At 71.2% G+C, this 26,046-nt stretch carries 21 protein-coding genes and 1 pseudogene; 19 read left to right on the top strand and 3 right to left on the bottom strand.

Going from position 1 to position 26,046, the window contains the following annotated elements; genetic code table 11:
- Window positions 1–158 precede the first annotated feature (158 nt).
- The 13 genes and pseudogenes from O7619_RS21840 to O7619_RS30175 all read left to right on the top strand — a co-directional run.
- Complete coding sequence (locus O7619_RS21840) at window positions 159–1,100, top strand: ABC transporter permease (protein WP_282283118.1); 942 nt, start codon at window positions 159–161, stop codon at window positions 1,098–1,100.
- On the top strand, window positions 1,097–2,296 hold the full coding sequence (locus O7619_RS21835; RefSeq protein WP_282283117.1) for a CoA transferase: 1,200 nt from the start codon (window positions 1,097–1,099) through the stop codon (window positions 2,294–2,296). Before O7619_RS21840 ends, O7619_RS21835 begins: the two co-directional genes overlap by 4 nt.
- Entirely contained in the window at window positions 2,293–3,180 is an 888-nt protein-coding gene (locus O7619_RS21830) for an ABC transporter permease (RefSeq protein WP_282283116.1), read from the top strand. The genes O7619_RS21835 and O7619_RS21830 overlap by 4 nt, the downstream gene beginning before the upstream one ends.
- A gap of 55 nt (window positions 3,181–3,235) precedes the next feature.
- Window positions 3,236–4,768 carry an ABC transporter substrate-binding protein gene (locus O7619_RS21825; protein ID WP_282283115.1) on the top strand — a complete coding sequence of 511 codons (1,533 nt, stop codon included), beginning with the start codon at window positions 3,236–3,238 and terminating at the stop codon, window positions 4,766–4,768.
- Window positions 4,765–5,769, top strand: coding sequence for an ABC transporter ATP-binding protein (locus tag O7619_RS21820; RefSeq protein WP_282283114.1), 1,005 nt, complete (start codon window positions 4,765–4,767; stop codon window positions 5,767–5,769). The genes O7619_RS21825 and O7619_RS21820 overlap by 4 nt, the downstream gene beginning before the upstream one ends.
- The gene (locus O7619_RS21815) at window positions 5,766–6,524 is read left to right on the top strand and encodes an ABC transporter ATP-binding protein (RefSeq protein WP_282283113.1); all 759 of its coding nucleotides are present in this window, start codon (window positions 5,766–5,768) and stop codon (window positions 6,522–6,524) included. Before O7619_RS21820 ends, O7619_RS21815 begins: the two co-directional genes overlap by 4 nt.
- Before the next feature lie 3 nt (window positions 6,525–6,527).
- Complete coding sequence (locus O7619_RS21810) at window positions 6,528–7,127, top strand: nitroreductase family protein (RefSeq protein WP_282283112.1); 600 nt, start codon at window positions 6,528–6,530, stop codon at window positions 7,125–7,127.
- Entirely contained in the window at window positions 7,124–8,200 is a 1,077-nt protein-coding gene (locus O7619_RS21805) for an acyl-CoA dehydrogenase family protein (protein ID WP_282283111.1), read from the top strand. Before O7619_RS21810 ends, O7619_RS21805 begins: the two co-directional genes overlap by 4 nt.
- Window positions 8,197–8,916, top strand: coding sequence for a tyrosine-protein phosphatase (locus O7619_RS21800; protein WP_282283110.1), 720 nt, complete (start codon window positions 8,197–8,199; stop codon window positions 8,914–8,916). Before O7619_RS21805 ends, O7619_RS21800 begins: the two co-directional genes overlap by 4 nt.
- Window positions 8,917–9,068: 152 nt before the next feature.
- Entirely contained in the window at window positions 9,069–10,337 is a 1,269-nt protein-coding gene (locus O7619_RS21795) for a glycosyl hydrolase family 18 protein (RefSeq protein ID WP_282283109.1), read from the top strand.
- A gap of 19 nt (window positions 10,338–10,356) precedes the next feature.
- A complete protein-coding gene (locus O7619_RS21790) occupies window positions 10,357–11,535 on the top strand; it encodes a glycosyl hydrolase family 18 protein (protein WP_282283108.1) in 1,179 nt (392 codons plus the stop codon).
- Window positions 11,536–11,910: 375 nt separating this feature from the next.
- Window positions 11,911–12,315 carry a nuclear transport factor 2 family protein gene (locus O7619_RS21785; protein ID WP_282283107.1) on the top strand — a complete coding sequence of 135 codons (405 nt, stop codon included), beginning with the start codon at window positions 11,911–11,913 and terminating at the stop codon, window positions 12,313–12,315.
- Between the two features lie 5 nt (window positions 12,316–12,320).
- Window positions 12,321–12,490, top strand: a pseudogene (locus tag O7619_RS30175) (chitinase); the annotation flags it as partial.
- A gap of 118 nt (window positions 12,491–12,608) precedes the next feature.
- Here the strand turns inward: O7619_RS30175 and O7619_RS21780 are convergent.
- Entirely contained in the window at window positions 12,609–14,144 is a 1,536-nt protein-coding gene (locus O7619_RS21780) for a ricin-type beta-trefoil lectin domain protein (protein ID WP_282283106.1), read from the bottom strand.
- Between the two features lie 156 nt (window positions 14,145–14,300).
- Window positions 14,301–16,655: an AbfB domain-containing protein gene (locus tag O7619_RS21775; protein WP_282283105.1), complete on the bottom strand. Its 2,355-nt coding sequence runs from the start codon at window positions 16,653–16,655 to the stop codon at window positions 14,301–14,303.
- 185 nt (window positions 16,656–16,840) lie between these two features.
- Between O7619_RS21775 and O7619_RS21770 the strand changes: the two genes are divergently transcribed.
- The 3 genes from O7619_RS21770 to zwf all read left to right on the top strand — a co-directional run bounded on the left by O7619_RS21770 (window position 16,841) and on the right by zwf (window position 20,790).
- Window positions 16,841–17,845, top strand: coding sequence for a LacI family DNA-binding transcriptional regulator (locus O7619_RS21770; protein ID WP_282283104.1), 1,005 nt, complete (start codon window positions 16,841–16,843; stop codon window positions 17,843–17,845).
- Between the two features lie 348 nt (window positions 17,846–18,193).
- Entirely contained in the window at window positions 18,194–19,033 is an 840-nt protein-coding gene (locus O7619_RS21765) for an SAM-dependent methyltransferase (RefSeq protein WP_282283103.1), read from the top strand.
- A gap of 263 nt (window positions 19,034–19,296) precedes the next feature.
- Window positions 19,297–20,790 carry a glucose-6-phosphate dehydrogenase gene (gene zwf, locus O7619_RS21760; RefSeq protein ID WP_282283102.1) on the top strand — a complete coding sequence of 498 codons (1,494 nt, stop codon included), beginning with the start codon at window positions 19,297–19,299 and terminating at the stop codon, window positions 20,788–20,790.
- Between the two features lie 81 nt (window positions 20,791–20,871).
- Here the strand turns inward: zwf and O7619_RS21755 are convergent, their stop codons facing one another.
- Window positions 20,872–22,104: a cellulose binding domain-containing protein gene (locus tag O7619_RS21755; protein WP_282283101.1), complete on the bottom strand. Its 1,233-nt coding sequence runs from the start codon at window positions 22,102–22,104 to the stop codon at window positions 20,872–20,874.
- A gap of 373 nt (window positions 22,105–22,477) precedes the next feature.
- Between O7619_RS21755 and O7619_RS21750 the strand changes: the two genes are divergently transcribed.
- Genes O7619_RS21750 through O7619_RS21740 form a run of 3 tightly spaced genes read left to right on the top strand, consistent with a single transcriptional unit; the run spans window position 22,478 to window position 26,046 of the window.
- A complete protein-coding gene (locus tag O7619_RS21750; protein ID WP_282283100.1) occupies window positions 22,478–24,133 on the top strand; it encodes an ABC transporter substrate-binding protein in 1,656 nt (551 codons plus the stop codon).
- A gap of 15 nt (window positions 24,134–24,148) precedes the next feature.
- Complete coding sequence (locus O7619_RS21745; protein ID WP_282283099.1) at window positions 24,149–25,159, top strand: ABC transporter permease; 1,011 nt, start codon at window positions 24,149–24,151, stop codon at window positions 25,157–25,159.
- Complete coding sequence (locus O7619_RS21740; protein ID WP_282283097.1) at window positions 25,159–26,046, top strand: ABC transporter permease; 888 nt, start codon at window positions 25,159–25,161, stop codon at window positions 26,044–26,046. The genes O7619_RS21745 and O7619_RS21740 overlap by 1 nt, the downstream gene beginning before the upstream one ends.

Raw genomic sequence — 26,046 nt, 5'->3', positions numbered from 1 at the left:
GTTGGTCGGCCGTGTGAACCGAATCATAAAAAAACCTAGACACCGGGTCCTCCCTGGTCTTAACGTCCTTCCCATGATTCTGACGCCGACGTCAGTGTCAACAATAGACCCGCTGGTGGGGCTCGTTCCACCGGCCTCCCCGGGTGAGAGGTGACGGCATGCGCGCTTTCCTGGTCCGCAGACTGGCCACCTTCGTGCCCACGCTCCTGCTGATCACCCTGATGGTCTTCGGGTTGCAGCAGATCGTGCCGGGTGGGCCCGCCGAGGCGATCGCCGGGGCCGGCTCGACCCAGGAGTCGATCGACGCGATCAACCGGCAGCTCGGGCTGGACCGGCCGCTCGTCGAGCAGTACGCCTCCTGGATCGGCAATCTCGTGCGCGGCGACCTCGGCACCTCGTACTTCAGTCGGGAACCGGTCGGCACCCTGCTCGCGCGCCGGCTCGAACCGACCGTGCTGGTGGTGGTCTCGGCGCTGGTGCTCGCCCTGCTGATCGGCGGCGGCGCGGGGCTGTGGTCGGCGGCCCGGCGTCGCCACCTCGACGGCCGCTCGGTCCTCGCGGTCTCCGGCATCGGCCTCGCCGTGCCGGACTTCTGGCTGGCGACGGTCGCCGCCGGCTTCATCGGCCTCGACCTGGCCCTCCTGCCGGCCGTCGGCTACACGCCGCTGGGCGACGACTGGGTGCAGACGATCCGCTCGATCGTGCTCCCGGTGCTGGTGCTCTCCTTCGCCACCGGCGCGCTGGTCTGCCGGCACGTCCGCAGCGCGGTCGGTCAGGCGTTGGAGAGCCCGCACGTCCGCACGGCCTGGGCGATGGGCCTCTCACCCCGACAGGTCTACCTCGGTGACGCGCTGCGCTCGGCGGCGCCCGCCGTGGTGACCCTCGTGCCGCTGCTGGTGGCCACGCTGGTGGGGGCCTCCGTGGTGGTCGAGAACGTCTTCGCGATCCCCGGCCTGGGGAGCCTGATCGTGTCCTCGGTCGACAACCGGGACTACGCGACGTTGCAGGGCACGGTGCTGCTGATGGCGCTGCTCGTGCTCCTGCTCAACTTCTTCGCCGACCTCCTCCTGGCCCGGCTCGATCGGCGGGTGGCCGCATGAGCGAGCGCATGCCCGGCGCGCTGGCCGGCGTCCGGGTGCTCGAACTCGGCCACGCGATCGCCGGGCCGCACTGCGCGCAGATGCTCGCCGACCACGGCGCGGACGTGGTCAAGATCGAGCCGCCGGCGGGGGAGATGTCCCGCAACGCGCTGCCGGTCGTGGACGGCCGCAGCATCTACTTCGCCTCGCACAACCGGGGCAAGCGCAGCGTCTGCCTGGATCTCAAGACCTCGGCGGGTCTGCGGGCGCTGCTGCGGCTCTGCGACACCGCCGACGTGGTGCTCACCAACTACGGCGTCGGCGTGCCGCAGCGGCTCGGGTGGTCCTACGACGTGCTCCGAGCCCGTAACCCGCGACTGGTGATGGTGCACATCACCGGGTTCGGCTCCGGGGCGGCCGACGCGCCGCGGGCCGCGTACGACGGGGTGATCCAGGCCATGGGCGGGATCGCCGACCTCACCGGGCAGCCCGGCGGGGAGCCGACGTTCGTCGGAGCCTTCGTGGCCGACCACGTGGCCGCGTACCACGCCACCATCGCGGTGCTGATGGCCCTGCGCGAGCGGGACGTCACAGGCGTCGGCACCCACGTCGACGTGAGCATGCTCGACTCGTACACCGCCATGCTGGCGCACGAGGTCGGCCTGGCCGCCGCCGGAGTCCCCCGCGGGCGCTGGGGCAACCAGGTCCAGACCGCGTTCGCGAACGTCTTCCCGGCGCGGGACGGGCAGATCTTCCTGGCCCCCCTCGGCGACGCCGCCTGGCGACGTTTCTGGGCCGTCCTCGGCGGCGCCGGGGAGGTCGGCTACGACGATTCCACCGGCCCGGCGCGGCACCGCCTGGAACAGGTGGTCAGCGACTGGACCTCCGACCGCACCGTCGCCGAGGTGCTGGCGGCGATGCAGGCGGCGGGCGTCGCGGCGGGGCCGGTGCGCTCGGTGGGCGAGGCGGTCGCGGCGATGGCCGACACGGACATGGTGCTGACCGTGGACGGACCCGACGGCCACCCGGTGCGGGTCCCGGGCCGGCCGGTGCGGGTCGGCCTCACCACCCGCCCCGGCGCGCTCACCGTGCCGCGGACCGGCGAACACACCGCGGAGATCCTGGCCGAACTCGGGCTCCCTGCGCACCAGCGGCAGAACCTGGCCGACCGCGGGTCGGCCAGTCCGGCAGCGCGACCGCGGGAGGCACACCGATGACCACCTCGACGGACCCGCGCACCGCGGCCACGCCGCTCCGGGCCCGCACCTGGCTGCCCGCCCGGCGGTCGCGGCGGGCCGGTGGCTCGCGCGCCGTCGCCTTCTGGCTCGGCGGCGCGGTCGTCCTGCTGGTGCTGCTGGCCGGGCTGTTCGCGCACTGGCTGGCGCCGTACGACCCGTTGGCCATCGACCCGGCGAACCCGTACGCCGGGCCGTCCGGGGCGCACTGGCTCGGCACCGACGCGAACGGCCGCGACGTGTTGTCCCGGCTGATGCACGGCTCGGCCGCCAGCTTCCGCGGGATCGCCATCACCGTCGGGGTGGCCGGCGTCGTCGGCAGCCTCTGGGGTCTGGTCGCCGGCTATCTCGGCGGGCCGGTCGACGAGATCCTGATGCGCCTCGCCGACGCCGTGATCTCCTTCCCGGGCATCGTGCTGGCCATCGCGATCACCGGCGCGCTCGGGCCCAGCCTGGTCACCGCGATGCTCTCGGTCGGCGTGGTCTTCGCGCCCGTCGTCGCGCGGCTGCTGCGCGCCCAGGTGCTGGCGCTTCGGCAGGCGGAGTTCGTGCTGGTGGCCCGCTCGCTGGGCGTGAGCGGCTGGCGGATCGCGGTGCGGCACGTGCTGCCCAACGCGATGGGGCCGGTCGTCGTGCAACTCTGCGGCCTGGCCAGCACCGCGCTGATCATCGAGGCCGCCCTCGGATTCCTCGGCCTGGGCGTGCAGCCGCCGGCGCCCAGTTGGGGGCCGGACCTGGCCCGCGCCTACGCCGACTTCTACGTCACCCCCCTGCTCACCGTCGCACCCGGCCTGCTGATCACCGTCACCGCGTTCGCGATCAGCCAGTTCGGCGACGGCCTGCGCGACCGCCTACGGATCGGATGAGTCGTCCCGTCGTCCGGTCCACCCCTCTCACCCGTCCCGTCGATGAGGAGCAGCAATGACCATATTCGACCGCCGCCCACCGACCACCGTCCTCGCCGTCGGCGTCCTCGTCCTCGGCACCCTGTCCGCCTGCGGGTCCGGTGGTTCCGGGAACGACTCGTCCACCGCCGGGCCCGTGAAGATCGGCACCGTGAACTTCCCGACCTCGCTGGACCCGACCGTCAGCTCGTCGGGCTACGACTACCCGCACCTGAACCTGGTCTACGACCGGCTGCTGGTCGGCGACCCCAAGACCGGTGAGCTCGGCCCGGGCCTGGCCACCTCCTGGAAGGTCGCGGACGACGGCGCCTCGATCACGCTCGTGCTGCGTGAGGGCGTCACGTTCTCCGACGGCACGACGCTGGACGCCGCCGCCGTGAAGGCGAGCCTGGAGCGGTTCAAGGCGTCCGCCAACGGCAAGGACATCGCCAGCGTCTCCACCATCACGACCGAGGGCGCGAACACCGTGCTGCTCGCGATGAGCAGGCCGGACTCCTCCATCCCGACGGCGTTGAGTGACCGGGCCGGCATGATCGTGTCCCCGACCGCCGTCGAGAAGGAGGGCAAGGACTTCGCCGCCCGGCCGGTCGGGGCGGGGAAGTACACGCTGGAGAGCCTGCAGACCGGCAGCGCGGTCAACTACAAGCGCAACGACGGGTACTGGGGTGACAAGGGCGCGGCGCCCACGCTGAACTGGCAGGTGTTCAAGGATCCGCAGGCCATGGTCACGGCGTTCCAGAGCAACGTCGTCGACGTGGCGATCTCGGTGCCGCCGCTGAGCGTGGACAAACTGAAGACGGTGCCGGGCAAGCAGGTGGTGGTCGGTCCGGCCTACTCCGAAACGATGATCAACTTCAACGCGAAGCTGCCGCCGACCGACAAGGTCGAGATCCGGCAGGCGATCAACTACGCGCTCGACCGGGATGTCATCCGCAAGGCCGCCAGCGGTGAGGCCGCCGAGGTGACCTGGACGGCGTTGCCGCCGACCCACCCCTACCACGACGCGTCGATGACGCCCACCTACGCCTACGACGAGGCGAAGGCCAAGGCGCTTGTCACCCAGGCCACCGGCGGCAAGCGGGTGGCGATGAAGTGCCTGACCTTCCCGGGCCTGAACTACGAGACCAGCGGCCCGATCATCATCGACTCGCTGAAGAAGATCGGCATCGACGTCACCATCCAGTCCGAGACCGCCGCCGCGGCGACCGAGGCGTTCTGGACCAAGGACCAGGCGCCGTGCTTCCTGTCCGGCTGGACCGGCCACGCCGACCCGGCGATCACCTACGGTCGCCTGCTCAACCCGGACTCCTTCTACAACGCCGGCAAGACCGACTTCGGCACCGCGCAGCTCCAGGAGAAGCTGCTGACCACCTTCGACTTCGAGCCGCGCAAGGCCGCCGCGACCGAACTGGCCAAGAAGGTGGTCGAGGTCGCGCCGTTCGCGCCGCTGTTCACCGTACCCATGATCGTCGGCCTGTCCGACCAGGTGACCGGCTACGAGCCGAACGCCAGCGGCCGTCCGGACATGTCGACGGTGACCCGCAAGTGACCGGCGCGGAGCCGGCGGCCCTGACGATCCGCGACCTGAGCGTCAGGTTCGCGGGGAGCCCCGAGCCCGCGGTGCGGAACGTCTCCTTCACGGTCGGCCGCGGTGAGGTCCTCGGCGTGGCGGGGGAGTCCGGCAGCGGCAAGTCCTCCATCGCCCTCGCCGCACTGGGCCTGCTGCCGCCGGACGCCGAGGTGACCGGAAGCATCCGCCTCGGCGACCAGGAACTGGTCGGGCTCCGGGGCCGCCGGCTCCGCGCGATCCGCGGCCGGAGAATCGCGATGATCTTCCAGGAGAGCGTCTCGGCGCTGCACCCGATGCGCCGGGTGGGTGACCAGATCGTCCGGGTGATCCGGGCGCACCTGCCCGGCGACCGGACCGAGGCCCGGACGCGGGCGGCGGGAGCGCTGCGCGACGTCCGGCTCGACCCCGACCGGGTCCTGGACAGCTACCCGCATCAGCTCTCCGGGGGCATGTGCCAGCGGGTGATGATCGCGATGGCGCTCAGTTGCGGGGCCGACGTGGTCCTCGCCGACGAACCCACCACGGCGCTGGACGTCTCGCTGCAGAAGGAGATCCTCGTCCTGATCCGGGAGCTGGTCGCCGCACGTGGACTGAGCGCCGTCTTCATCAGCCACGATCTCGGCGTCCTCGGTGACGTCAGCGACCGGGTGATGGTGCTCTACCGCGGCGAGGTGAAGGAGGTCGGCGCGGTGGACGCGATGCTGAGCCGGCCACGGCACCCCTATTCGCAGGCGCTGCTCGACTGCGTGCCGAGACTCGGCGGCGACCGGCTGCGGACCTTCCCGGAGATCACCGCCGAACGGCCGGGCGACTGGACCGGCGGCGGGTGCAACTACGCGGCCCGGTGCGACCGGGCCGCCGACGACTGCCGGGAGCACCCCGAGCTGCGGACCGTCGAGGAGAGCCTGGTGCGGTGCCGGCACCCGCTCGGCGGGACCACCGTGGCCACCGGCGCCGACCGGGCGGAGGTGTGTCGATGAGCGAGGTGCTGCGGGTCTCCCACGTGTCCAAGGACTACGGTACGGGCCGCCGGGCCCACCGGGTGCTCTCCGACGTCAGCCTGGAGGTGGCGCGCGGCGAGGTGCTCGGCGTCGTCGGCGAGTCCGGTTCGGGCAAGTCCACCCTCGGCCGGATCATCGCCGGCTTCCTGCCGCCCACCGAGGGCACGGTCGAGCACCTCGCCGGCGGACCGCGGTCGGTGCAGATGATCGTGCAGGAGTCGGCCGGGGCGCTGAACCCGCGGCTGCCGGTCTGGCGGTCGATGGCCGAGGTGAGCGCGGTCAACCGCCGGCTGTCGCGTCGGCTCCGCGAACCGTCGATGGAGTACGTCCGCTACGTCGGGCTCAGCGAGGCCGACGCGGACCGCCGCCCGACCCAGCTCTCCGGCGGCCAGCGCCAACGTGTCTCGATCGCCCGCGCCCTGGCGGCCGGACCGAAGGTGCTGGTCTGCGACGAGGCCGTGTCCTCGCTCGACGTGTCGGTCCGCGCCACCGTGCTCAACCTGCTCAACCGGGTCCGGGCCGACCTCGGCATCGCGATCATCTTCATCTCGCACGACATCGCCGTGGTGAGCCACCTGGCCGACCGGGTCCTGGTGCTGAGTCACGGCACGGTGATGGAACACGGGCCGACCGACCGGGTCCTCCACCGGCCCGAGTCGGACTACACCCGTGCCCTGATCTCGGCGACCCCCAGCCTGGAACGCCGCCTGATGCACTCCGCCGAAGGAGCCTGACCCATGGACGTCTTCGAGGCGATCCGGACCACGCGCGCGATGCGCCGGCTGGATCCCACCGCGCCGGTCACCGACGAACAACTGTGGACCATCCTGGGCGCGGCCCACTGCGCGCCGTCCGGCGGCGACGCCCAATGGTTGCGCTGGGTGGTGGTCACCGACGCCGCGCGCCGTGCCCGCCTCGGTGAGATCTACCGGGCCTGCTGGGCGCCGGTCCGCCGGCGGTACGACGACCGCGTGCCGGCCGACCCGGAGGCGGCCGAGCGGCAGGCCCGGATGCTGCGCTCGGCGGATCACCTGGCCGAGCACATGGGGGAGGCGCCGGCCCTGATCGTTCCGGTGACCACCGTGGACGAGCCGTCGTCGGTGTACCCGGCGGTGCAGAACCTGATGCTGGCGGCGCGGGCGCTGGGCCTGGGCACGACACTGACCACCACGCACCGGCACGCCGCCGACGAGGTGCGCGAGGTGCTCGGCCTGCCCTCGGACGCGATCACCTGGGCGCTGATCCCGATCGGCGTGCCGACCGGCCGCTGGGGCGAGGCGCGGCGGCGTCCGCTGGAGTCCGTCGTCTACTGGGACACCTGGGAGGCGACCCGGTGACCGACGACCAGGACGACTTCCGCCACTCGCTGCGCCGCTTCCTGACGAAGGTGTCGCCGGAGTCCGAGGTACGACGGCTCATGACGGATCCGGTGGGCTTCGACCCGGCGACCTGGCACCGGATGGCGGACGAGCTGGGACTACCCGGCGTGGCCATCCCCGAGGCGTACGGCGGGCAGGGGTTCGGCGGCGCGGAGTCGCGGCTCGTGTTCGAGGAACTCGGCCGGGTGCTGTACGGCGGCCCGTACTTCGCCACCGTGGCCCTCGGCGCCGAGCTGGTGCTGCGCCTCGGCGACGAACGGGCCCGCGCCGGCTGGCTGCCGCGGATCGCCGACGGGTCCCTGCGTACGGCCGTCGCGCTCCGGGGTGACCTGCGCGGCCGGGCCGGCGCCGACGGCGCCTGGGTGGTCGACGGCACCGCGCCGCACGTCGTCGACGCCGGGGCGGCGTCGCTCCTGCTCGTGGTCGCCGGGACCGCCGACGGTGTCGACGTGCTGGCCGTGGACCCGGCCGAGGCGGGGGTGACCGTGCAGCCGTCACCCGTGCTGGACCCGACCCGCCGGCAGGCGGTGGTGCGGTTCGACAACGTCCGGGCCCGGCGGCTCGGCCGGCCCGGGCAGTCGGCCGCGGTGGTGGCCCGGGTACGCGACCAGGCGCTGGTCGCGCTGGCCGCGGAGCAGGCCGGCGGCGCGGCCCGCGCGCTGGAGCTGACGGTCGAGCACGCGTTGACCCGGGAGCAGTTCGGCCGGCCGGTCGGGGGCTTCCAGGCGGTCAAGCACCTGTGCGCCGAGCGCCTGCTCGACGTCGAGTCGATGCGGTCGCTCGTGCTCGCGGTGGACGACACCCTGGACGACGACGCCTTCGCCGTCCAGGCCCGGACCGTGCGGGCGTTCTGTTCCGCGGCGTACTTCCGGGTCACCGCCACCGCCGTGCAGGTGCACGGCGGCATCGGCTTCACCTGGGAGCACCCGATCGGCCTCTACTTCAAGCGCGCCAAGAGCAGCGAGCTGCTGTTCGACGGGCCGGCGACCCAGCGGGAGGATCTCGCCGACCTTCTGCTCGCCGCCCGATGAGCCGCCCCGCCCCGCTGAACTTCCGGGACCTCGGCGGCCTGCCGACCGTCCAGGGCGGGCGGGTACGCTCCGGCGCGCTCTACCGCAGCGCCACCCCGGTCTTCCTCGGCCCGGACGAGGCGGAGGTCTTCCGCGCGGCGACGGGCATCCGGATCCGGATCGACCTGCGTGGCCGCCGGGAGATCGCGGAGACCAGCGAACGGGACCGGCTCACCAGCGGGCTGCGGGTCATGCACCTGCCGTTCGGCCGGTCGAGCCTGCGGCCGGTGCATCCGGACCCCAGCGTGCGCCTGGCCGAGCACTACGCCGACATGCTCGTCGTGTCCGCCCGGACGATCATCGCGGCGGTCCGGCACGCGGTGGACGCCCGCGACCAGCCGCTGCTGGTGCACTGCACCGCGGGCAAGGACCGCACCGGCGTGGTCGTCGCCGTGCTGCTCGCCGCGCTCGGAGTGCGTCCCGGTGACGTGATCGAGGACTACGCGCGCTCGCGGGAACATCTGGTGGCCATCCGGAACCAGACGCGGGCGCTGCCGGCCTGGGAGAAGCGGATCGCGTCGCTGCCCGAGGAGGCGCACACCGCGGAGCCCGCCACGATGCGGCACTTCCTGGCGCGGGTCCAGCAGCGGCACGGCGGCGTCGCCGCCTGGTTGACGACGGAGGGCTTCGGCGCCGACGAGATCACGGCGCTGCGGGCCAACCTGGTGGAGCGCTGACCCAGGGGACCCCGGGTGTGGGTGACGCCGGCCTGCGGTGGGGTGCGGGGCGGCGTCGATAAAAATCCACGGTGGTCTAACTATGGACCTTTACTGTTAGGAGTCTTAATAATAGGGCGCCGGTCCCGATCCGATCCGGAAGGCCCACCCCCATGCGTCGCCCCGCCCTCCTCGCCCTGGCCGCCGTGCTGGCCGCCGGTGGCGCCACCGTCCATCTGGCGTCGTCCGCCTCCGCGTCCGCCGCCTGCTACCCCACCTGGTCGTCGTCCGCCGTGTACGTCGGTGGGGGACAGGCTTCCTACCAGGGCGTCAACTACCAGGCCAAGTGGTGGACCCAGAACGAGAACCCGGCCACCCACAGCGGCCAGTGGGACGTCTGGGCCAACCAGGGCGCCTGCGGCGGCACCACCCCGCCGACCACGCCACCGCCGACCACGACGACGCCGACCACCCGACCCCCGACCACCCCACCGCCCACGACCACCCCGTCGGCCACCACGCCCCCACCGACCGGCAACGGCCAACTGCCGAAGCACTTCCTCACCGGTTACTGGCAGAACTTCGACAACCCGGCCCGGGAGATCCGGCTCCGCGACGTACCGGCCAACTACGACCTGGTCGCGGTCGCCTTCGCCGACGCCACGAGCACGCCCGGCGCGGTGTCCTTCACCATCGACGCGGGTCTGAGCGCCTCACTCGGCGGCTACACCAACGCCGACTTCAAGGCCGACGTCGCCACCCTGCACGCGCGTGGCAAGAAGGTCGTCATCTCGGTCGGCGGCGAGCGCGGCACCATCTCGGTGGCCAGTTCCAGCGCCGCCACGAACTTCGCCACCTCGATCGTCAACCTCATCGGCGCCTACGGGTTCGACGGCGTCGACATCGACCTGGAGAACGGCGTCAACGCGACGTACATGGCCCAGGCGCTGCGGGACATCCGCAGCCGGACGAACCCGAATCTGATCATCACGATGGCGCCGCAGACCATCGACATGCAGAGCACCGGCGGTCAGTACTTCCAACTGGCGCTGAGCATCAAGGACATCCTGACCGTCGTCCACACCCAGTTCTACAACTCCGGTGCGATGCTCGGCTGCGACAACAACGCCGCGTACGGCCAGGGATCGGTCAACTTCCTCGTCGCGCTCGCCTGCATCCAGCTCGAGAACGGGCTCCGGCCGGACCAGGTCTCCCTCGGCCTGCCGGCCGCGCCGAGCGCCGCCGGTGGCGGCTACGTCAACCCGTCGGTGGTCAACCAGGCCCTCGACTGTCTCGCCAAGGGCACCAACTGCGGCTCCTTCAGGCCGCCGCGCACCTATCCCGGAATCCGTGGCGCCATGACGTGGTCGGTCAACTGGGACGTCACCAACGGCAACGGATTCGCCACCACCATCCGGCCCCACCTCACCACCCTTCCCTGAACCCCCGCAGGAGAGTGTCATGAAACTCAGGCAGAAGATCCTGTCCCTGGCCGCCGTCACGGTCACCGCCACCGCGCTCGCGATCGCCCCGATGACCACGTCCAGCGCGGCTGCGGCCTGCTACCCGGCCTGGTCGTCGTCCGCCGTGTACGTCGGCGGCGGTCAGGCTTCCTACCAGGGCGTCAACTACCAGGCCAAGTGGTGGACCCAGAACGAGAACCCGGCCACGCACAGCGGCCAGTGGGACGTCTGGGCCAACCAGGGCGCCTGTGGCGGCACCACCCCGACCACCCCGCCGCCCACCGGGCCGACGAACCCGCCGCCGGCCGGCAAGATGGCGGCGGCGCCGTACGTCTACCCCGGCTGGGGCAACCCGCCGGCCCCGTCGACGATCACCGGCCAGGGGGTCCGCGCGTTCACCGTCGCGTTCGTGCTGGCGAACGGCTGCAACCCGGTCTGGGACGGTGAGGGCGGGCTGACCGGCGGCGTCCACGAGTCTTGGATCAACCAGGCCAAGGCGGCCGGCGCGAGCATCGTCCCGTCGATCGGCGGCTGGCAGGGCAACAAGCTCGGCCCGAACTGCTCCACCCCGGAGGCCCTCGCCGGCGCGTACCAGAAGGTGATCAACACCTTCGGCCTGAAGGCCATCGACATCGACATCGAGAACTACGACGAGTTCGAGAACTACACGGTCGCCGACCGGATCGTCAGTGCCCTGGGCATCATCAAGCGCAACAACCCGGGCGTCACCACGATCCTGACCTTCGGCACGACCACGAGCGGCCCCAACGCGCACGGCGTCCGGCTTATCAACCAGGCCCGGGCGTTGAACGCCAACGTGGACATCTTCACCATCATGCCGTTCGACTTCGGCGGCGGCAGCGACATGTACACCAGCACCCGCAACGCCGCGGAGGGCCTGAAGAACCAGCTCAAGTCCACGTTCGGCTGGAGCGACAAGACGGCGTACGCGCACATGGGCATCTCCGGCATGAACGGTCTGTCCGACCAGCAGGAGGTCACCACCCCGCAGACCTGGACGCGGATCCGGGACTACGCCAAGAACAGCGGGCTCGCCCGGTTCACCTTCTGGGCGGTGAACCGGGACCGCGGCTGCGCCGGCGGCGGCGTGGTGTCGAACTGCAGCGGCATCGCCCAGAGCGACTGGGAGTTCAGCCGGATCACCGCCGGCTTCTGAGGCGTCGGACGACCACGCACGTCCCCGGCGGTCCGCGCCGGGGGCGTCGTGACCGGTCCACGAGCCGCCCCGGGCTGCTGTCCTCCACGGTCCGGCACGAGCGGGGGAGGGCGCGGCGTTCCGCCCGTACGCCCGGATCGCCTTCACCCTGACGCGGCTGGCCGGTGACCGGGTGGACGCCGATCCCGGACAACCTCCGGGAGTGCGTCGAGAGCGGCGACAAGGCGGGTGCGACCGGCTGACACGCGCTGTCCCCGTCACCCGACCCGATTGCCGCGGTTGTGATAGGTATAGTGCGCCGGCCCTGGGCGGCGACCTCGGCCCGGATCCCGGCCCGCGTGCCCGTTCTGATCCGTGTCACCTGGAGGCAGGTCCGTGACGCATCCCAACCTGGACATCATCCAACGCTTCTTCGAGGCGTATTCGAAGCGTGACATGGCCGCCCTGGCCAAGGTGACCACGGATGACGTGTCCTGGTTCTTTCCGGGCCGCAACCCGATGTCCGGTGTGAAGCGGGGCCGCGAGGAGGTGGTGGCGTTCTTCGACCGGATGGGCGGCATGGGCTTCCGCCCGGAGAAGCTGATCACCGGCGCCAACGACGACCACGTGGTGGAGACCCAGTGGGTGCACGGCGACCGGGACGGTGCGGAGGTCGTCATGGGCTGGACCGTGCTCTGGTCCTTCGAGGACGGCAAGCTCGCCTCCGGCCGGCACTTCTCCGCCGACCAGTATCTCGCCGACGAGTTCTTCGAGGGCAAGCTGGCCAGCCAGCGGCCCTGAGCGAGCAACAGGCGGTGACCTGCCCGGTCCGGGGCCAGAACCGTGGCGCGTACACCCCCGCAGCGGAACCAATCCCACCTTCCGGGGCCTGATGACCTGGTCCGTCAACTGGGACCGCCACGACGCCTGGGAGTTCCGGCCCAACCACGGCCCGTTCCTCAGGGCGCTGCCCTGACCTGCGGCCGGTGCCTTTGGCGTACGTCTGCGGGAGTCGCATCACCTGAGCGGCGCGGCACGGCGTCCCGCCCGGTCCTCGGATCGGCCGGACGGGACGCCGTCGGGAGGCTGGCGACTCAGCCGGTGCGCCACTTCTGGTTGGCGGTGCCGCCGCACTCCCACAGGTGCAACCGCGCGCCGTCGTTGCCGTTCCAGTCCTTGATGTCGACACACTTGTTGGCCTGCGGGTTGACCAGGTCCCCGGCGGCGGACAACACGAACTGCTGCGCGGCGTTGCCGCTGCAGTTGGCGATCTGGATGACCGCGCCGTTGTCCCGGGAGCCCCAGGCGACATCCATGCACTTGTTGTTCTGCGTGCGCAGGCTACCGCCGGTGAAGGTCCAGCTCTGCGCCGCGGTGCCGTTGCAGTTCCAGGTCTGCAGGGGGACGCCGTCGGAGAAGTTCGAGTTCGGCACGTCGATGCACTTGTTGTTCCAGTTGCTGATGATCCGGGTTCCGGCGCCGCCACCGCCGGTGGTGACCAGGTTCAGCCCGTAGGCGCCGAGGATCTCGTTGACCGGCTGGAACCACATGGTGCCGCCGGAGGAGCAGTTGCCGGATCCGCCCGAGGTCACCCCCTGGGCCTGGTCGCCGGAGAGCCAGGCGCCGCCGGAGTCGCCTCCCTCGGCGCAGGCGTTGCTGCGGCTGAGGCCGTAGACCGCGCCCTGCGCGTAGTTGACCGTCTCGTTCCGGCCCAGGAGGGTGCCGCAGCGCCAGCCGGTCGTCCGTCCGGACCGGCACACCGAGCTGCCGATGACCGCGTCCCGGGAGCCGGCGACGGGAGCGTTGCCCCCGGCGTAGTTGTTCACCCAGGGGCGTGGCGTCCAGTCTCCGTTGGTGCGCACCCAGGCATAGTCGTTGCCCGGGAACGACGAGCCGGCGAAGGTGCCCTGCGCCACGTTGTTGAACCCGCGGGTGGGGCTGCCGGTCGCCCCGCAGTGTCCGGCCGTGACGAAGCCGCCGGTGACGGCGAAGCCCACCGAGCAGAGCACGTTGCCGTTGATGAGGAACTGGTCGCCGCCCCGGATGTCGTACAGGGGGCGTGGCGCGTCGGGAGCCGTCGCGTAGCGGACGGGCGTGCCGGCGAGGCCGCTGCCGCCGACGAACGCCCGGGCGGTGTGCTCCTGGCCCGGCGCGACCCGCACCACGACCTCGTTGGCGGCGGCGTCCACGTACCAGCCGCGCACGGCGGCGCCGGGCGGATGGCGGCGCGCGTGCCGGTCCAGTGTGGTGCGGGCCGAGGTGAGAGTCGTGAGCGTCCGGGAGACGAGCCGGGGCCGGGCGCCCTCGGCCCGTACCGTGGTGGCGGCGGATTCGTCGGTGACGGCGACGGTGAGCGGGCCGTCCGGGTCCAGCCACGAGCCGGCGTACCGGGCGCCGAGGCGGGCGCGCAGCCGTCGGTCGACCACCGCCGCGGCGGCCTCGCTGGTGAGGCGGGTGGTGAGTTGGTCGTCGGTCAGGTGCAGATCGCGGCGCATCGCCGCGGCCATCTCGGCCGGCAGGCCGGACACCTGCGTGCCCACCCGAGGGGCGGGGGAAGCCGCCTGTGGTGCGGCGGCGTGCATCGGCAGCGCGAGCGTCGCGGCGGTGAGCAGCGCCATTGTCCTGATCATCGAACTCCTTCCGGTAGGTGCGGCGTCGCGCCGTGCCAGAGGGCGCGAGAGAGCGCTCTCAGGGTTAAACAGTAAACATTCTTTGTCAATAGATACTTCTCGATCAGCGTGCCGGTCCGGGACGCCGACGCGGTGCCGGCGCCCGGACCGCGCCGCTCAGGGCGCCCAGGGCGTGGTGATGTTCCAGGTGCTGTCCGCGGCCCACAGCGCGGGCGAGTTCCACGCCTGCCCGCCGGTGCCGTCGCTCAGCCAGACCTCGGAGTTGTAGTGCCGCAGGTACCTGCCGCGGAAGTTGTAGGACTCCAACGAGACCCCGCTTCCGGTGACCCCCACCCGGGCGCACCAGGTGGCATCCGCGCGTAGGAGCGCCGAGCCGTCGTTCGGCGAGTTGCGTACGCGCGAGTCCTGGTGCCGGAGGAACTGCCCGGGAAAGTTGACCGACTCGAACGAATAGCACGCCGCGTCGGCCAGGCCCGACCGGACCGTGTACGTCGCGTCGTTCCTGAGCAACGCCGGGCTGTTCCCGTCCACGATTTCCGTGTAGGCGAGGCTGTTCCGATGCCGCAGGAACCGGTTGGTGAACCCGGGAGTCGTCACCTGGAAGGAACGCCTGGTGTTCAGCGGCAGCGCCACCGGCGCCGAACTGCCGACCGACCTCGACGCGGTGATGAGGGCCAGGTTGGCGGCCCGTACCCGGGCCTGGTCCATCTTGACCACCTGCCGGTCGTAGGTGAGGAACCCGTTCAGCTCACCCTCCTGGTCGGCGATCTCGGTGTAGACCGATGCGCTCAGCCCCTTGCCGAGCATCAGGTTCTGCGTACCCTGCACCAGGCCGACGTAGCGGTCGGTGAGCGCGGTGGAGTTCGGTTGCCACTCGTAGGCGAAGAAGCTGCCGTTCGGGCTCCACTCGTGTCCGGGCGCGCGCAGGCCCAGGCCGCCGAACTCGCCGAGCACGGCGATCCGGCTGCTCGACGGCACCGGCGAGTCCGGCCCCAGGTAGACGTGCCAGTCGTCGATGTCGCCGTTGCCGGGATCGCCCAACGACTGGCAGCAGTTGTGGCCGCTGTGGGCGTTGACCAGCCGGGTCGGGTCCTGGTTCTTGACGTTCTGGGCGACCCGGCGGGTGTCGGAAAGCGCGCGTTCCCCCCACCCCTCGTTGTAGACGGTGTAGGTGACCACAGCCGGCGAGCTGCGATGCTCGTCCACGATCTCGCGGGCCTCGATCTCGAGCTGCGCCTGCTGCGCGTCCGTCGCGTTGATGTCCTGCGCGGTGAGTGACGGGACGTCCTGCCACACGAGCAGCCCGAGCCGGTCGGCGTGGTAGAACCAGCGCTGCGGTTCGACCTTGATGTGCTTGCGCACCATGTTGAAGCCGAGGTCCTTGTGCTTCTGCAGGTCGAAGGCGAGCGCGGCGTCGGTGGGCGCGGTGTAGAGCCCGTCCGGCCAGAATCCCTGGTCCAGGGTGCCGGTCTGGAAGACGAACTGGCCGTTGAGCTTGGGCCGTAGGACGCCGTTGACCACGCCGGTGGTGATCTCGCGCATGCCGAAGTAGTGCGTGGTCCGGTCGACCTGACCGCCTGCGGCGTCACGCAGCGTGATTCGCAGGTGGTAGAGGAACGGGTCGTCGGGCGACCAGCGACGGGCGTTCGGCACCGGGACCTTGAACTCGGTGAAGCCGCCGGTGGCGGAGCCGACCACGGCGGCGCCGTCGAGCGCTTCGGCGAGCACACGGTGACCGCTGACGTCCCCGCGGGTGAGAACCCGGACCCGGAGGGTGTTGTCGGCCAGGCTCGGCGAGAGGTCGACCCGGCTGATCGAGGCCGTCGGCACCGGTTCCAGCCACACCGTCTGCCAGATGCCCGAACTCGGCGTGTAGAAGATGCCGCCGGGCTGCTTGGTCTGCTTGCCGATCGGCGGCAGACTCCCGTTCTGCCGGCTGTCCGTCGGGTCCCACACCTTCACCACGATCTCGTTCGCGCCGCCCCGCAACTGCCCGGTGACATCGAAGGTGAAGGCGTCGTAGCCGCCGGTGTGGCCGCCGACCGCGACGCCGTTGACCCAGACGGTGGTCTGCCAGTCGACGGCGCCGAAGTGGAGCAGCACCCGGCGTCCGTTCCAGCTCGTGGGCACGGTCACGGTCCGCCGGTAGAACAGGTAGTTGCGGTTGTCGCCGGCGGCGCGCCGCACCCCGGACAGCGCGCTCTCCACCGGGAACGGCACGTTGATCCGCTCGGGCAGATCGGTGTCGAACCGGGGGGCGTCGTCGGTGGCGGATTGGCGTAGCTGCCATTCGCCGTTCAGGTTGAGCCAGTCCGGCCGGGTCATCTGCGGTCGCGGGTAGTCCGGCAGCGGCTGCCCGGTGAGCGCCTGGGCGGTCCAGGGGGTGGTCAGAGGCGGAGTCGCGGCCGGCACGGCGCGCGCCGGTGCGGCCGGCACCGTGAGCAGGCCGGCGACCAGGGTGAGAAGGGCCAGTAGGGGGACGGTGAGGCGGACGGGACCGGGACGTGTCATGCCGTCTCCATCGAACGGGCCGTCAGGGCCGAGCTGCGCCGCTGGCGGCGGGCGGTGGGTGTCGGGGTGGCCGATCGTGCCGTTCGTATAACGTTATAGAGCCCCGGCGGGCAGCCCGTCAATCCTCACCCATCGATATATTGCGTCGCGTCACCCACCTCATCCCCGCACGGGAGGGACGGCCCATGGGGGTCAGCCTGAAGGACATCGCCGAGCGGGCGGGCGTCTCACTCGCCACCGTCTCCAACGTGGTCAACGGCTATCGGCCGGTGGGGGAGCAGACCCGGCGGCGGGTGCAGCGAGCCGTCGACGAGTTGGGCTACACCCCCAACCTGAGCGCGCGGCACCTGCGCCGCGGGCGCACCGGGTTGATCGCGCTCGCCATTCCCGAGCTGACCAACCCGTACTTCGCCGAACTGGCCGAGGTGGCCATCCGCGAGGCCGCCGATCTCGGGTACACGCTGCTGATGGAGAACACCGCGGCCCGGCGCGGCGAGGAGTTGACGCTCCTGGACGGAGCGCAGCGGCACGTCATCGACGGCCTCATCCTCAGCCCGGTGGCGATCGGGCGGGCGGAGGTGCTGGCCCGGCGGGCCCGGATGCCGCTGGTGCTGATCGGGGAGGGGGTCTACGACGTGCCGTACGACCACGTCGCGATCGACAACGTCGCGGCGAGTCGGACGGCGACCGCGCACCTGGTCGCGCTGGGCCGGCGGCGGATCGCGTTCGTCGGCGCGTCGCCGGTGGACGACCGGCAGTCCGCGCACCTGCGCATCCGTGGCTACCGGGAGGCGCTCGACGCGGCGGGGATCCCGTACGACGTCCGCCTCGTCGCACCCACGGAGCGCTTCGGCCGGGCGGACGGTGAGCACGCCGTGCGCCACCTGCTGACCCTGGACAGTCCTCCCGACGCCGTGCTCGCGTACAACGACCTGATCGCCGTCGGCGCCCTTCACGCGCTCGCCCGGGCCGGCCGGAGCGTGCCCGACGACGTGGCGGTGGCCGGCATCGACGACATCGAGGAGGGGCGCTTCAGCAACCCCACGCTGACCACCGTCGCCCCGGACAAGCGGGGGATCGGCCGGTTGGCGGTCCGGCGGTTGGTGGCCCGGATCGAGGGTGAGGAGGGCCCGCCGACGCACGTGCAGCCCGCATTCCACCTCGTCGAGCGGGAGAGCACCGGCCGCTGACGGGGTGAGAGAACCCGGTTATGGGTTTGTATGGGGTTTCCCGGCCCATCCCGAGCTTCCGCCGGTAGCGGTCATCGATCGACCTCAGGCATTCATCGACATAGAGAGATGTAGCTCATCGTGTCCGAAGGAGTGCTTCCCGTGCCTCCTCGTGCCGCCGAGGCCGCTCCGGACCGTTCGCCCGGCCCGACACGCCGGCCCGAGCCGTTCGGGGTGCTCCCTGGTCACCGGGCGGATGCGCTGGGAGCGGTACCAGCGGGGCGACAGTCCACACCGGCCGGTCGCTACACTCTCGGGCAAGGTCCGGAAGCGCCCGCCGACCGAACCCGGTGCGCTGATGAAAATCGGATGGAGACGCAGTTGACCCGCGACAAGGCCGCACCCCCCGGAATCGACCTGACCGTTCCCAGCGTGGCCCGGGTCTACGACTACTTCCTGGGCGGCAAGGACAACTTCGAGGTCGACCGGAAGGTCGCCGAGCACGCCTTGCGGATCACGCCGGACGGGCCGGCCGCCGGCCGGGCGAACCGGGCCTTCCTGCGCCGGGTAATCCGGTTCCTCGTCGCCGAGGCCGGCATCGACCAGTTCCTCGACATCGGGTCCGGGCTGCCCACTCAGGGCAACGTGCACGAGGTGGCCACCGAGCACAACCCGGGCGCCCGGGTGGTGTACGTGGACAACGACCCGATCGTCCTGTCGCACGGGCGGGCGCTGCTCGCCGCGGAGGGCACGGCGACGGTGATTCAGGCCGACGTCCGGCGACCGCAGGAGATCCTCGACGATCCGGATGTCCGCCGGTTCCTCGACCTCGACCGGCCGATCGGGTTGTTGCTCTTCGCGATCCTGCACCACCTCGGCGACGACGAGGATCCGCGCGCGGTGGCGGCGGAGCTGATCGAGGCGTTGCCGTCGGGCAGCTACGTGGCGATCTCGCACTTCCGTGATCCGGGTGAGCGGGACCCGGAGGGCTCCCGTAAGGCCCGCGAGGTCGAGCGGGTCTTCAACGAGTCGCTGGGCACCGGTCGCTGGCGCACCGACGAGGAGATCCTCTCCTTCGCCGACGGGCTGACGCTGCTGGAGCCGGGCCTGGTGCCGCTGGCCGAGTGGCGTCCGGATCCGGGCACGCCCGCGCCGAAGCAGACCGACACCTACCACACCTTCGTCGGGCTGCTCGCCCGCAAGCCGTAGGCCGTCGCGACGTAGCCGCCGATCGTCATCGTCGCCGGCTACGCCGGGTGGTCTGTCATCCGGGCATGTCCACCGGCCGGTGCAGCGCGAGGCCGGGCCTCATGCGTACGGTTGCACCATGGTCGCCGTGGCTGACGTACGAGCGCTGGCACGGACACTGCCGCGCGGCACCGATCACCTGATCCGTGACCGCGTCACGTTCCGGGCCGGTTCGACCGTCACCACCCGACCCGACACCCCCGATGCCCGGAGGAACGCAGACCATGGACCACGCACCGCAGCTCATCCAGGAGCGGAGTGCCCCACCGGCCACGCTGGTGATCTTCGGCGCCTCCGGTGATCTGACCCGGCGTAAGCTCCTGCCCGCGGTCGAGAGCCTGGCGCGGCACGAGCGGCTTCCGGACCAGTTCGCGCTGGTCGGCGTCGCGCGTACGCCGATGACCGACGAGCAGTTCGCCGAGAGCGCCCTCGGCGGGCGCACCCTCGCCAGCAGACGCCAGCTCCGAGGCGGCGTCCGGTACGTGGCCGGCGGCTACGACGACCCGGAGACCTACAAGCGGCTCGTGGCCACCCTCGACGAGCTGGACGCGCAGCGGGGCACCTCCGGCAACCGGTTGTTCTACCTGTCGACGCCGGCCGGGGCCTTCGAGCCGGTGATCAACGGGTTGGCCGGTGTCGGGCTCAACCAGCCGCGCGAGGGCTCCTTCTCCCGCCTGGTCATCGAGAAGCCGTACGGGCGCGACCTGGTCACGGCCCGCGAGCTCGACGGCGTCGTGCACGGCGCGTTCGGCGAGCACCAGGTTTTCCGGATCGATCACTATCTGGGCAAGGACACCGTCCAGAACGTGTTGGCGCTGCGCTTCGCGAACTCGATCTTCCAGCCGATCTGGGACCGCTCCTGGGTCGACCACGTGCAGATCACCGTCGCCGAGACGCTCGGCGTGGGCGCTCGCGGCGGCTTCTACGAGGACGCCGGCGCGATGCGGGACATCGTGCAGAACCACGTGCTCCAGGTCCTCGCGCTGGCGCTGATGGAGCCGCCGGCCTCGTTCGAGGCCGAGGGCCTGCGCAACGAGAAGGTGAAGCTGTTGCAGGCCATCCGGCTCCCCACGGACCGGGACATCGCCGAGGCCGCGGTCCGTGGGCAGTACACCCGGGGCGGCACCCGGGAGGAGCTGATGGCCGGCTACCGGGAGGAGCCCGGCGTCGACCCGTTGTCGCGGACGGAGACGTACGCCGCGATGCGGCTCAACGTGGACAACTGGCGGTGGGCCGGGGTGCCGTTCTACGTGCGCACCGGCAAGCGCCTGCCGGCCCGGCTCACCGAGGTGGCGCTGCAGTTCCAGCGCCCGCCGCACCTGCCGATCCCGACCGACCAGCTCACCGGCCTCGACGCGGACGCGCTGATCCTGCGGATCCAGCCGAACGAGGGCATTTCGCTGCGTTTCGGTGCCAAGGTGCCGGGTCACTCCTTCCGGGTCCGCACGGCCACCATGGAGTTCTCGTACGACCAGACGTTCGCCGAGGAGTCCCCGGAGGCGTACGAGCGCCTGCTCCTGGACTCGCTCGTCGGTGACGCCTCGCTCTTCATCCGCAGCGACGAGGTGCAGCAGTGCTGGCGGATCGTCGACCCGATCATCGAGAACTGGGCGAAGGACCACTCGCCGATTCCCACCTACGAGGCCGCCTCCTGGGGCCCGACCGACGCCGACCGGCTCATCGGCCGGCACGGCCGCAGATGGCGTAACTCCGCGTAGCCCGGCCGGCCGAGGAGCCGTACCGGTCCGGGCGCTCTGCCGGACCGGTACGGCGTCGTCGGTGGTCGGTGTCGCCGGGCGTCAACTTCCGGCGCAGGTGGCGGTGGCTCCGCTGCCGTTTCCGGTGCCCTGGAACCCGAAGCTGGTGGACTGACCGGCGGCGATTCGTCCGTTGTAGCTCTGGTTCGTGACGGTGACCGTCCCGCTGGCGCCGCTGGCGACGCCGTTCCACATCGAGGTGATCGACGCTCCGCCGGGCAGATTGAGCGTCACCCGCCAACCGGTGAGCGCGGCGGCGCCGGCGGTGACGGTGACGTTGGCGACGAATCCGCCGTTCCACTGGTCCTGGACGGAGTAGACCGCGGCGCAGCTCCCGCCGCCGGGCGGGGGAGTGGTGGGCGGCGGCGTGGTGGGCGGAGGCGTGGTGGGCGGGGGCGTGGTCGGCGGCGGGCTGGTGGGCGGCGGGTCGTCGTCGAGCGTCAGGTTCTTCTGTTGCACGGTCCACTGGGTGTGGCACAGGCCGCAGTCGGGGCCGACGAAGGTGCGCCCGGCCGTGGTGTCGCCCTTGAGGCGCCACTTGAGGTAGAGCACGGCCACCCGGCCGAACTCGCCGCCGTTGGGCTGGTCGTAGGTGCCGCCGTGTCCGACGTTGAGGTTGCCCATGAACGCGGGCAGTCCGGCCGGCAGCTTGCCCCAGTCGTCCATGCCGTTCGGGTAGGCGATGTCGCTGGGCCCGCCCATGAAGTAGGCGATCGGCTTGGTCAGTCTCCGGAGCTGGTAGTCGTCGGCGTCGTTCAGCAGGCCGCTGCTGAAGATGCCGGTCGTGGTGATCCGTGGGTCGGCGGAGACGGCGTACGCCTCCAGCCCGCCGCAGGAGAAGCCGGCTACCGCGATCTTGGAGGTGTCGAGCCGGTTGTAGTACTTGCTGCCCGTCCGGGAGTTCTCCGCGACCGCCCAGTCGATGGACTGGGTGAGCATCTGGGAGGTGGTGGAGCCGGACCCGTTCGGCGCGCCGTTGGCGATGGCGAGGAAGCCGTGGGAGGCGATCTCGCGGAGGAAGTTGCCCTGGGAGAGCCCGTTGGCCGAACAGCCGCCGTTGCCCCACACGAGGATGGGAAGGCGCTCGGACGGGAGCGTCTGGGGTCGGAAGATGGTGTGGTTGGCCAGGGTGGCCGAGGTCTCGTAGTCGGCGGGATAGGGGCCGGAGCCGCCGACCGCCGCGTCGGCCGGCGTCCCGCCGAGCGCCATGACCACGGCGGTGACCGGAAGAACGGCGGCTGCCAGCCCCGCCCAGATCTTCGATGTCCGTCTCATACGTCCTCCCGCGGGTGTCGCCACGGCGCTGCCTGCGGGCCGGTGGCGGTTGGCCGTTCGCGCCTCGACCGACGTGGGCCACCCACATGTGCGCCGGCGGGAACGGGATGCGGCCACCATCCCCGCGACAGAGACAAGTGTCAATATTTTGTCCCGGCTGACGGGATCCGACCGCGGCGGGTAACGATTGTGTGAACTTTGGTGAACACCGGGTGCGCGGGTTATCCCGCAGTTCGAGCGGGTTGAGATGTCGATTCGGTAGACGTCTCGGTGAACGCCGTTCACCCTCTTGTTCACTGCTGCTAAATCCGGTAGAACACCAGGAAGGTCCGCAGCTCGGGCCGTCTGCCTCGTGCTTCCGGGAGGACTACTCATGGCTCGTTCACCTCGTCCGGGCGCCTCCTCGCCCGCGCTCTCCCGCCGCGGCGTCCTGCAGTTGGGTGGCGGCGTCGCGCTCCTCTTCGCCACCGGCGCCTGCGCCGCGGACAGCGGCGACACGTCACGCGACGGCAAGTCCGGCGGCGCCACCGCCACGACGCTGCGCATCGCCGTCTCCAGCTACCTGTCGAGCTGGGACCAGGACTTCGTCGGCTTCGACCTGACCGCGTTGATGCTCTACAAGAACGTCTTCCCCTACCTAATCGACTACGGGGTCACCGACGCCGGCGGCAGCAAGATCCTCGACACCCAGAACGTCATCCCGACGTTCGCCGAGTCGTTCGAGCCCGACGCCGAGCAGAAGGTCTGGACGCTCAAGCTGCGTCGCGGCGTGAAGTTCGCCAGCGGCAACGAGATGACGGCCGCCGACGTGAAGTGGTCGAAGGACCGCGCGTTCGCCGCCCAGGCCAACGTCGCGGGCATCTACCGCACCATCGGCCTGACCGAGGCCGACCAGGTCAAGGTCGTCGACGACTACACGGTCGAGTTCCACCAGGCGTTCCCCAGCGCCCTCACCCGGCAGATCCAGGCGATCTCGCTGTACGTCTTCGACTCCGTCGAGGCCAAGAAGCGCGCCGGCGCCAGCGACCCCTGGGCCAAGGAGTGGTTCGCGAAGAACCCGCCCACCGGCGGCTATTTCAACGTCGCGAAGGCCACCCAGGGCCAGGAGATCGAACTCAGCGCGAACACCGGCTACCCGGGCCCGGACCCGGCCAAGACGTCGACCATCCGGATCTCGGTCGTGCCGGCCGCGTCCAACCAGCGGTTGCAGTTGCAGGCCGGCGACATCGACATCGCGCTCGGCATCAGCCAGCGCGACATCCAGGACCTCAAGAAGGCGGCCGGCATCAAGGTCATCTCGGCGGCCAGCAACCGCCAGGTCGCCATCCAGATGTCGGTCACCGCCGCGCCGTTCAACAACGTGAACGTGCGTAAGGCGCTCGCCTGGGCGGTGCCGTACGAGCAGATCATCACCAACGTGTACGGCGGTGACGCCCGCGCGGCCAAGAGCCCGGTGCCGCTGGACATGCCCGGGTACGACGAGGTCGGCTACCCGTTCACCCACGACCTGGACAAGGCGAAGGCCGCCATGGCCGCCGCCGGTCAGGCGTCGATCGACTCCGAGCTGGTCTTCGAGGCCGACAACGAGGAGCAGCAGAAGATCGCCGTGCAGGTGCAGGGCGAGGCGGCGAAGGCGGGCATCCGGCTCAAGCTGACCCCGCTGGACCCGGCCACGCTCGGCGAGCGGCGGACGAAGAAGAACATCCCGCTGCAACTCACCTCCGGGCAGCTCTGGGTGGACGACGTCGAATACATGCTCGCCACGAGCTTCGTCAAGGGCGCCAACCTCAACTACTCCAACTACAGCAACCCGGAGATCGAGCAGATCTACGAGAAGTCGCACACCACCGTCGAGACGGGCGCCCGCAACGCGCTGTGGAAGCGGGTCCAGGAGATCCTCGCCGCCGACGTGCCGTGGGTGGTGATCTGCCAGCCCAACTTCAACCTGCCCGTCCGGGAGTCCGTCGCCGGCTGGGTGCAGCCGATGGACGGCCTCGCCCGCCTGCGCTACCTGAGCGCATCGGCCTAGGAACGTCACCCACCCATGCGAATCCTCCGGTTTGTCGTCAGGCGGCTACTCCAACTGATCCCCGTTCTGCTCGGTGTGGTCGTCCTGGCGTTCCTCCTGGTCCGGGTGCTGCCCGGCGACCCGGTCCGCAGCATCCTCGGGCCGAACGCCACCGAGGAGGACGCCGCCGCGGCCCGCGCCCGCTTCGGGCTGGACCAGTCCCTGTGGCAGCAGTTCCTGGACTACCTCCGGGGACTGCTCACCGGTGACTTCGGCACCTCGATCCAGAGCGGCGGCTCCGTGGGCTCGGAGATGGCGCTGCGGGTGGGGCCGACCCTGGAACTCGTCGTCATCTCGGTGACCATCGCGCTCGTGGTGGCCACCGTGCTGGGGATCTGGTCGGCGAAGCGGGCCAACCGGGTCGGCGACCACAGCGTCCGGATGTTCGCCCTGGCCGGCAACTCCGTCCCGGAGTTCTGGCTCGGCCTGGTGCTGGTGCTCGTCGGCTACAGCGTGCTCGGCTGGTTCCCGGCGCCGAGCGGGCGGGTCGATCCGGACACCGGCCTCACGCCGCTCACCGGGGCGGACCTGGTCGACGCCGTCCTCACCGCCAACGGTCCGGCGATCGCCTCGGCCGCGGCGTACCTGGTGCTGCCGGTGCTCACCCTCGTCGTCGGCGTGGTCGCGCCGTTGCTGCGCAGCGTCCGCGCCTCCGCGCTGGAGGTGCTGCACTCCGAGCCGTACACCGCGGCGAAGGCGCACGGGCTGCGCGACCGGACGCTGCACCGCGGCTACCTGCTGCGGGCGACGCTGGTCCGGCTGCCGTCGCTGGCGGCGCTGGTCTTCGGCACGGCGATCGGCTCCACCGTGCTCGTCGAGTACGTGTTCTCGTGGCAGGGCTTCGGCCAGTGGGCCCTGCGCGGCCTGCTCTACCGGGACTACCCGGTGGTGCAGGCGTCGGTGCTGGTCATCGCGTTGTGCTACGTGCTGGTGTTCCTCATCGCCGACGTGGTCCACGCGATCCTCGACCCGAGAGTGAGGCTCTGATGGCCGAGTTGCGCACCGTCGCGGACGGCGGGGCCGCAGCCGCGCCGACGGTCGTCGCCGGCGGTGAGCGGGACAGCCGGTTCGCCCGCCGCATGATCATCGTCGGGGCGACCATCCTCGCGGTGGTGGCGGTGGTGGCGGTGTTCGCGCCGCTGCTCAGCACCTGGGGCGAGACCGAGATCGACCCGGCGAACACCCTGGTCGCCCCGGGCGGCGGCCACCTGCTCGGCACCGACGGCAACGGCATGGACGTCTGGAGCCGGATGCTCTACGCCGCCCGGCTCGACCTGGGCATCGCGCTGGCCGCGGTCGCGCTCGCCGTGGTCGTGGGCACCCTGCTCGGCCTGGTCGCCGGCTACGTCGGCGGCTGGCTCGACGACGTGCTGATGCGGGTGGTCGACATCTTCCAGTCGTTCCCCACGTTCATCCTGGCGCTGGCGGTGGCCGCCCTGCTCGGCAACGGCACGATCAACCTGATCATCACGATCGCGGCGGTGAACGCGCCGGCGTACGCCCGGCTGGTCCGCGCCGAGGTGCGGTCGCTGCGGGAACTGCCGTTCGTGGACGCCGCGATCACCTCCGGGGCGTCGCCGGTGGGTGTGCTCTGGCGGCACCTGCTCCCCAACAGCCTCACCCCGGTGCGGGTGATCGCGCCGCTGAACTGCGGCTGGGCGATGCTCACCCTGGCCGGTCTCTCCTTCCTCGGCCTGGGCGTGAACATCCCCGAGGCGGAGTGGGGCGCGATGATCAGCCTGGGCGCCGCGGACGTGGTCGGCGGCCGGTGGTGGACCTCGGTCCCACCCGGCCTGGCCCTGTTCGTCTGCGTCCTCGGGTTCAGCCTGCTCGGCGAAGGCCTGCAGGACCGCGCCAACGCGAAGCGGCGGTGA

This window comes from Micromonospora sp. WMMD998, assembly GCF_029581235.1.
Lineage (GTDB): Bacteria > Actinomycetota > Actinomycetes > Mycobacteriales > Micromonosporaceae > Micromonospora.
The sequence above is the reverse complement of the archived record's forward strand: the minus strand, read 5'-3'. Positions and strand labels throughout refer to the sequence as shown.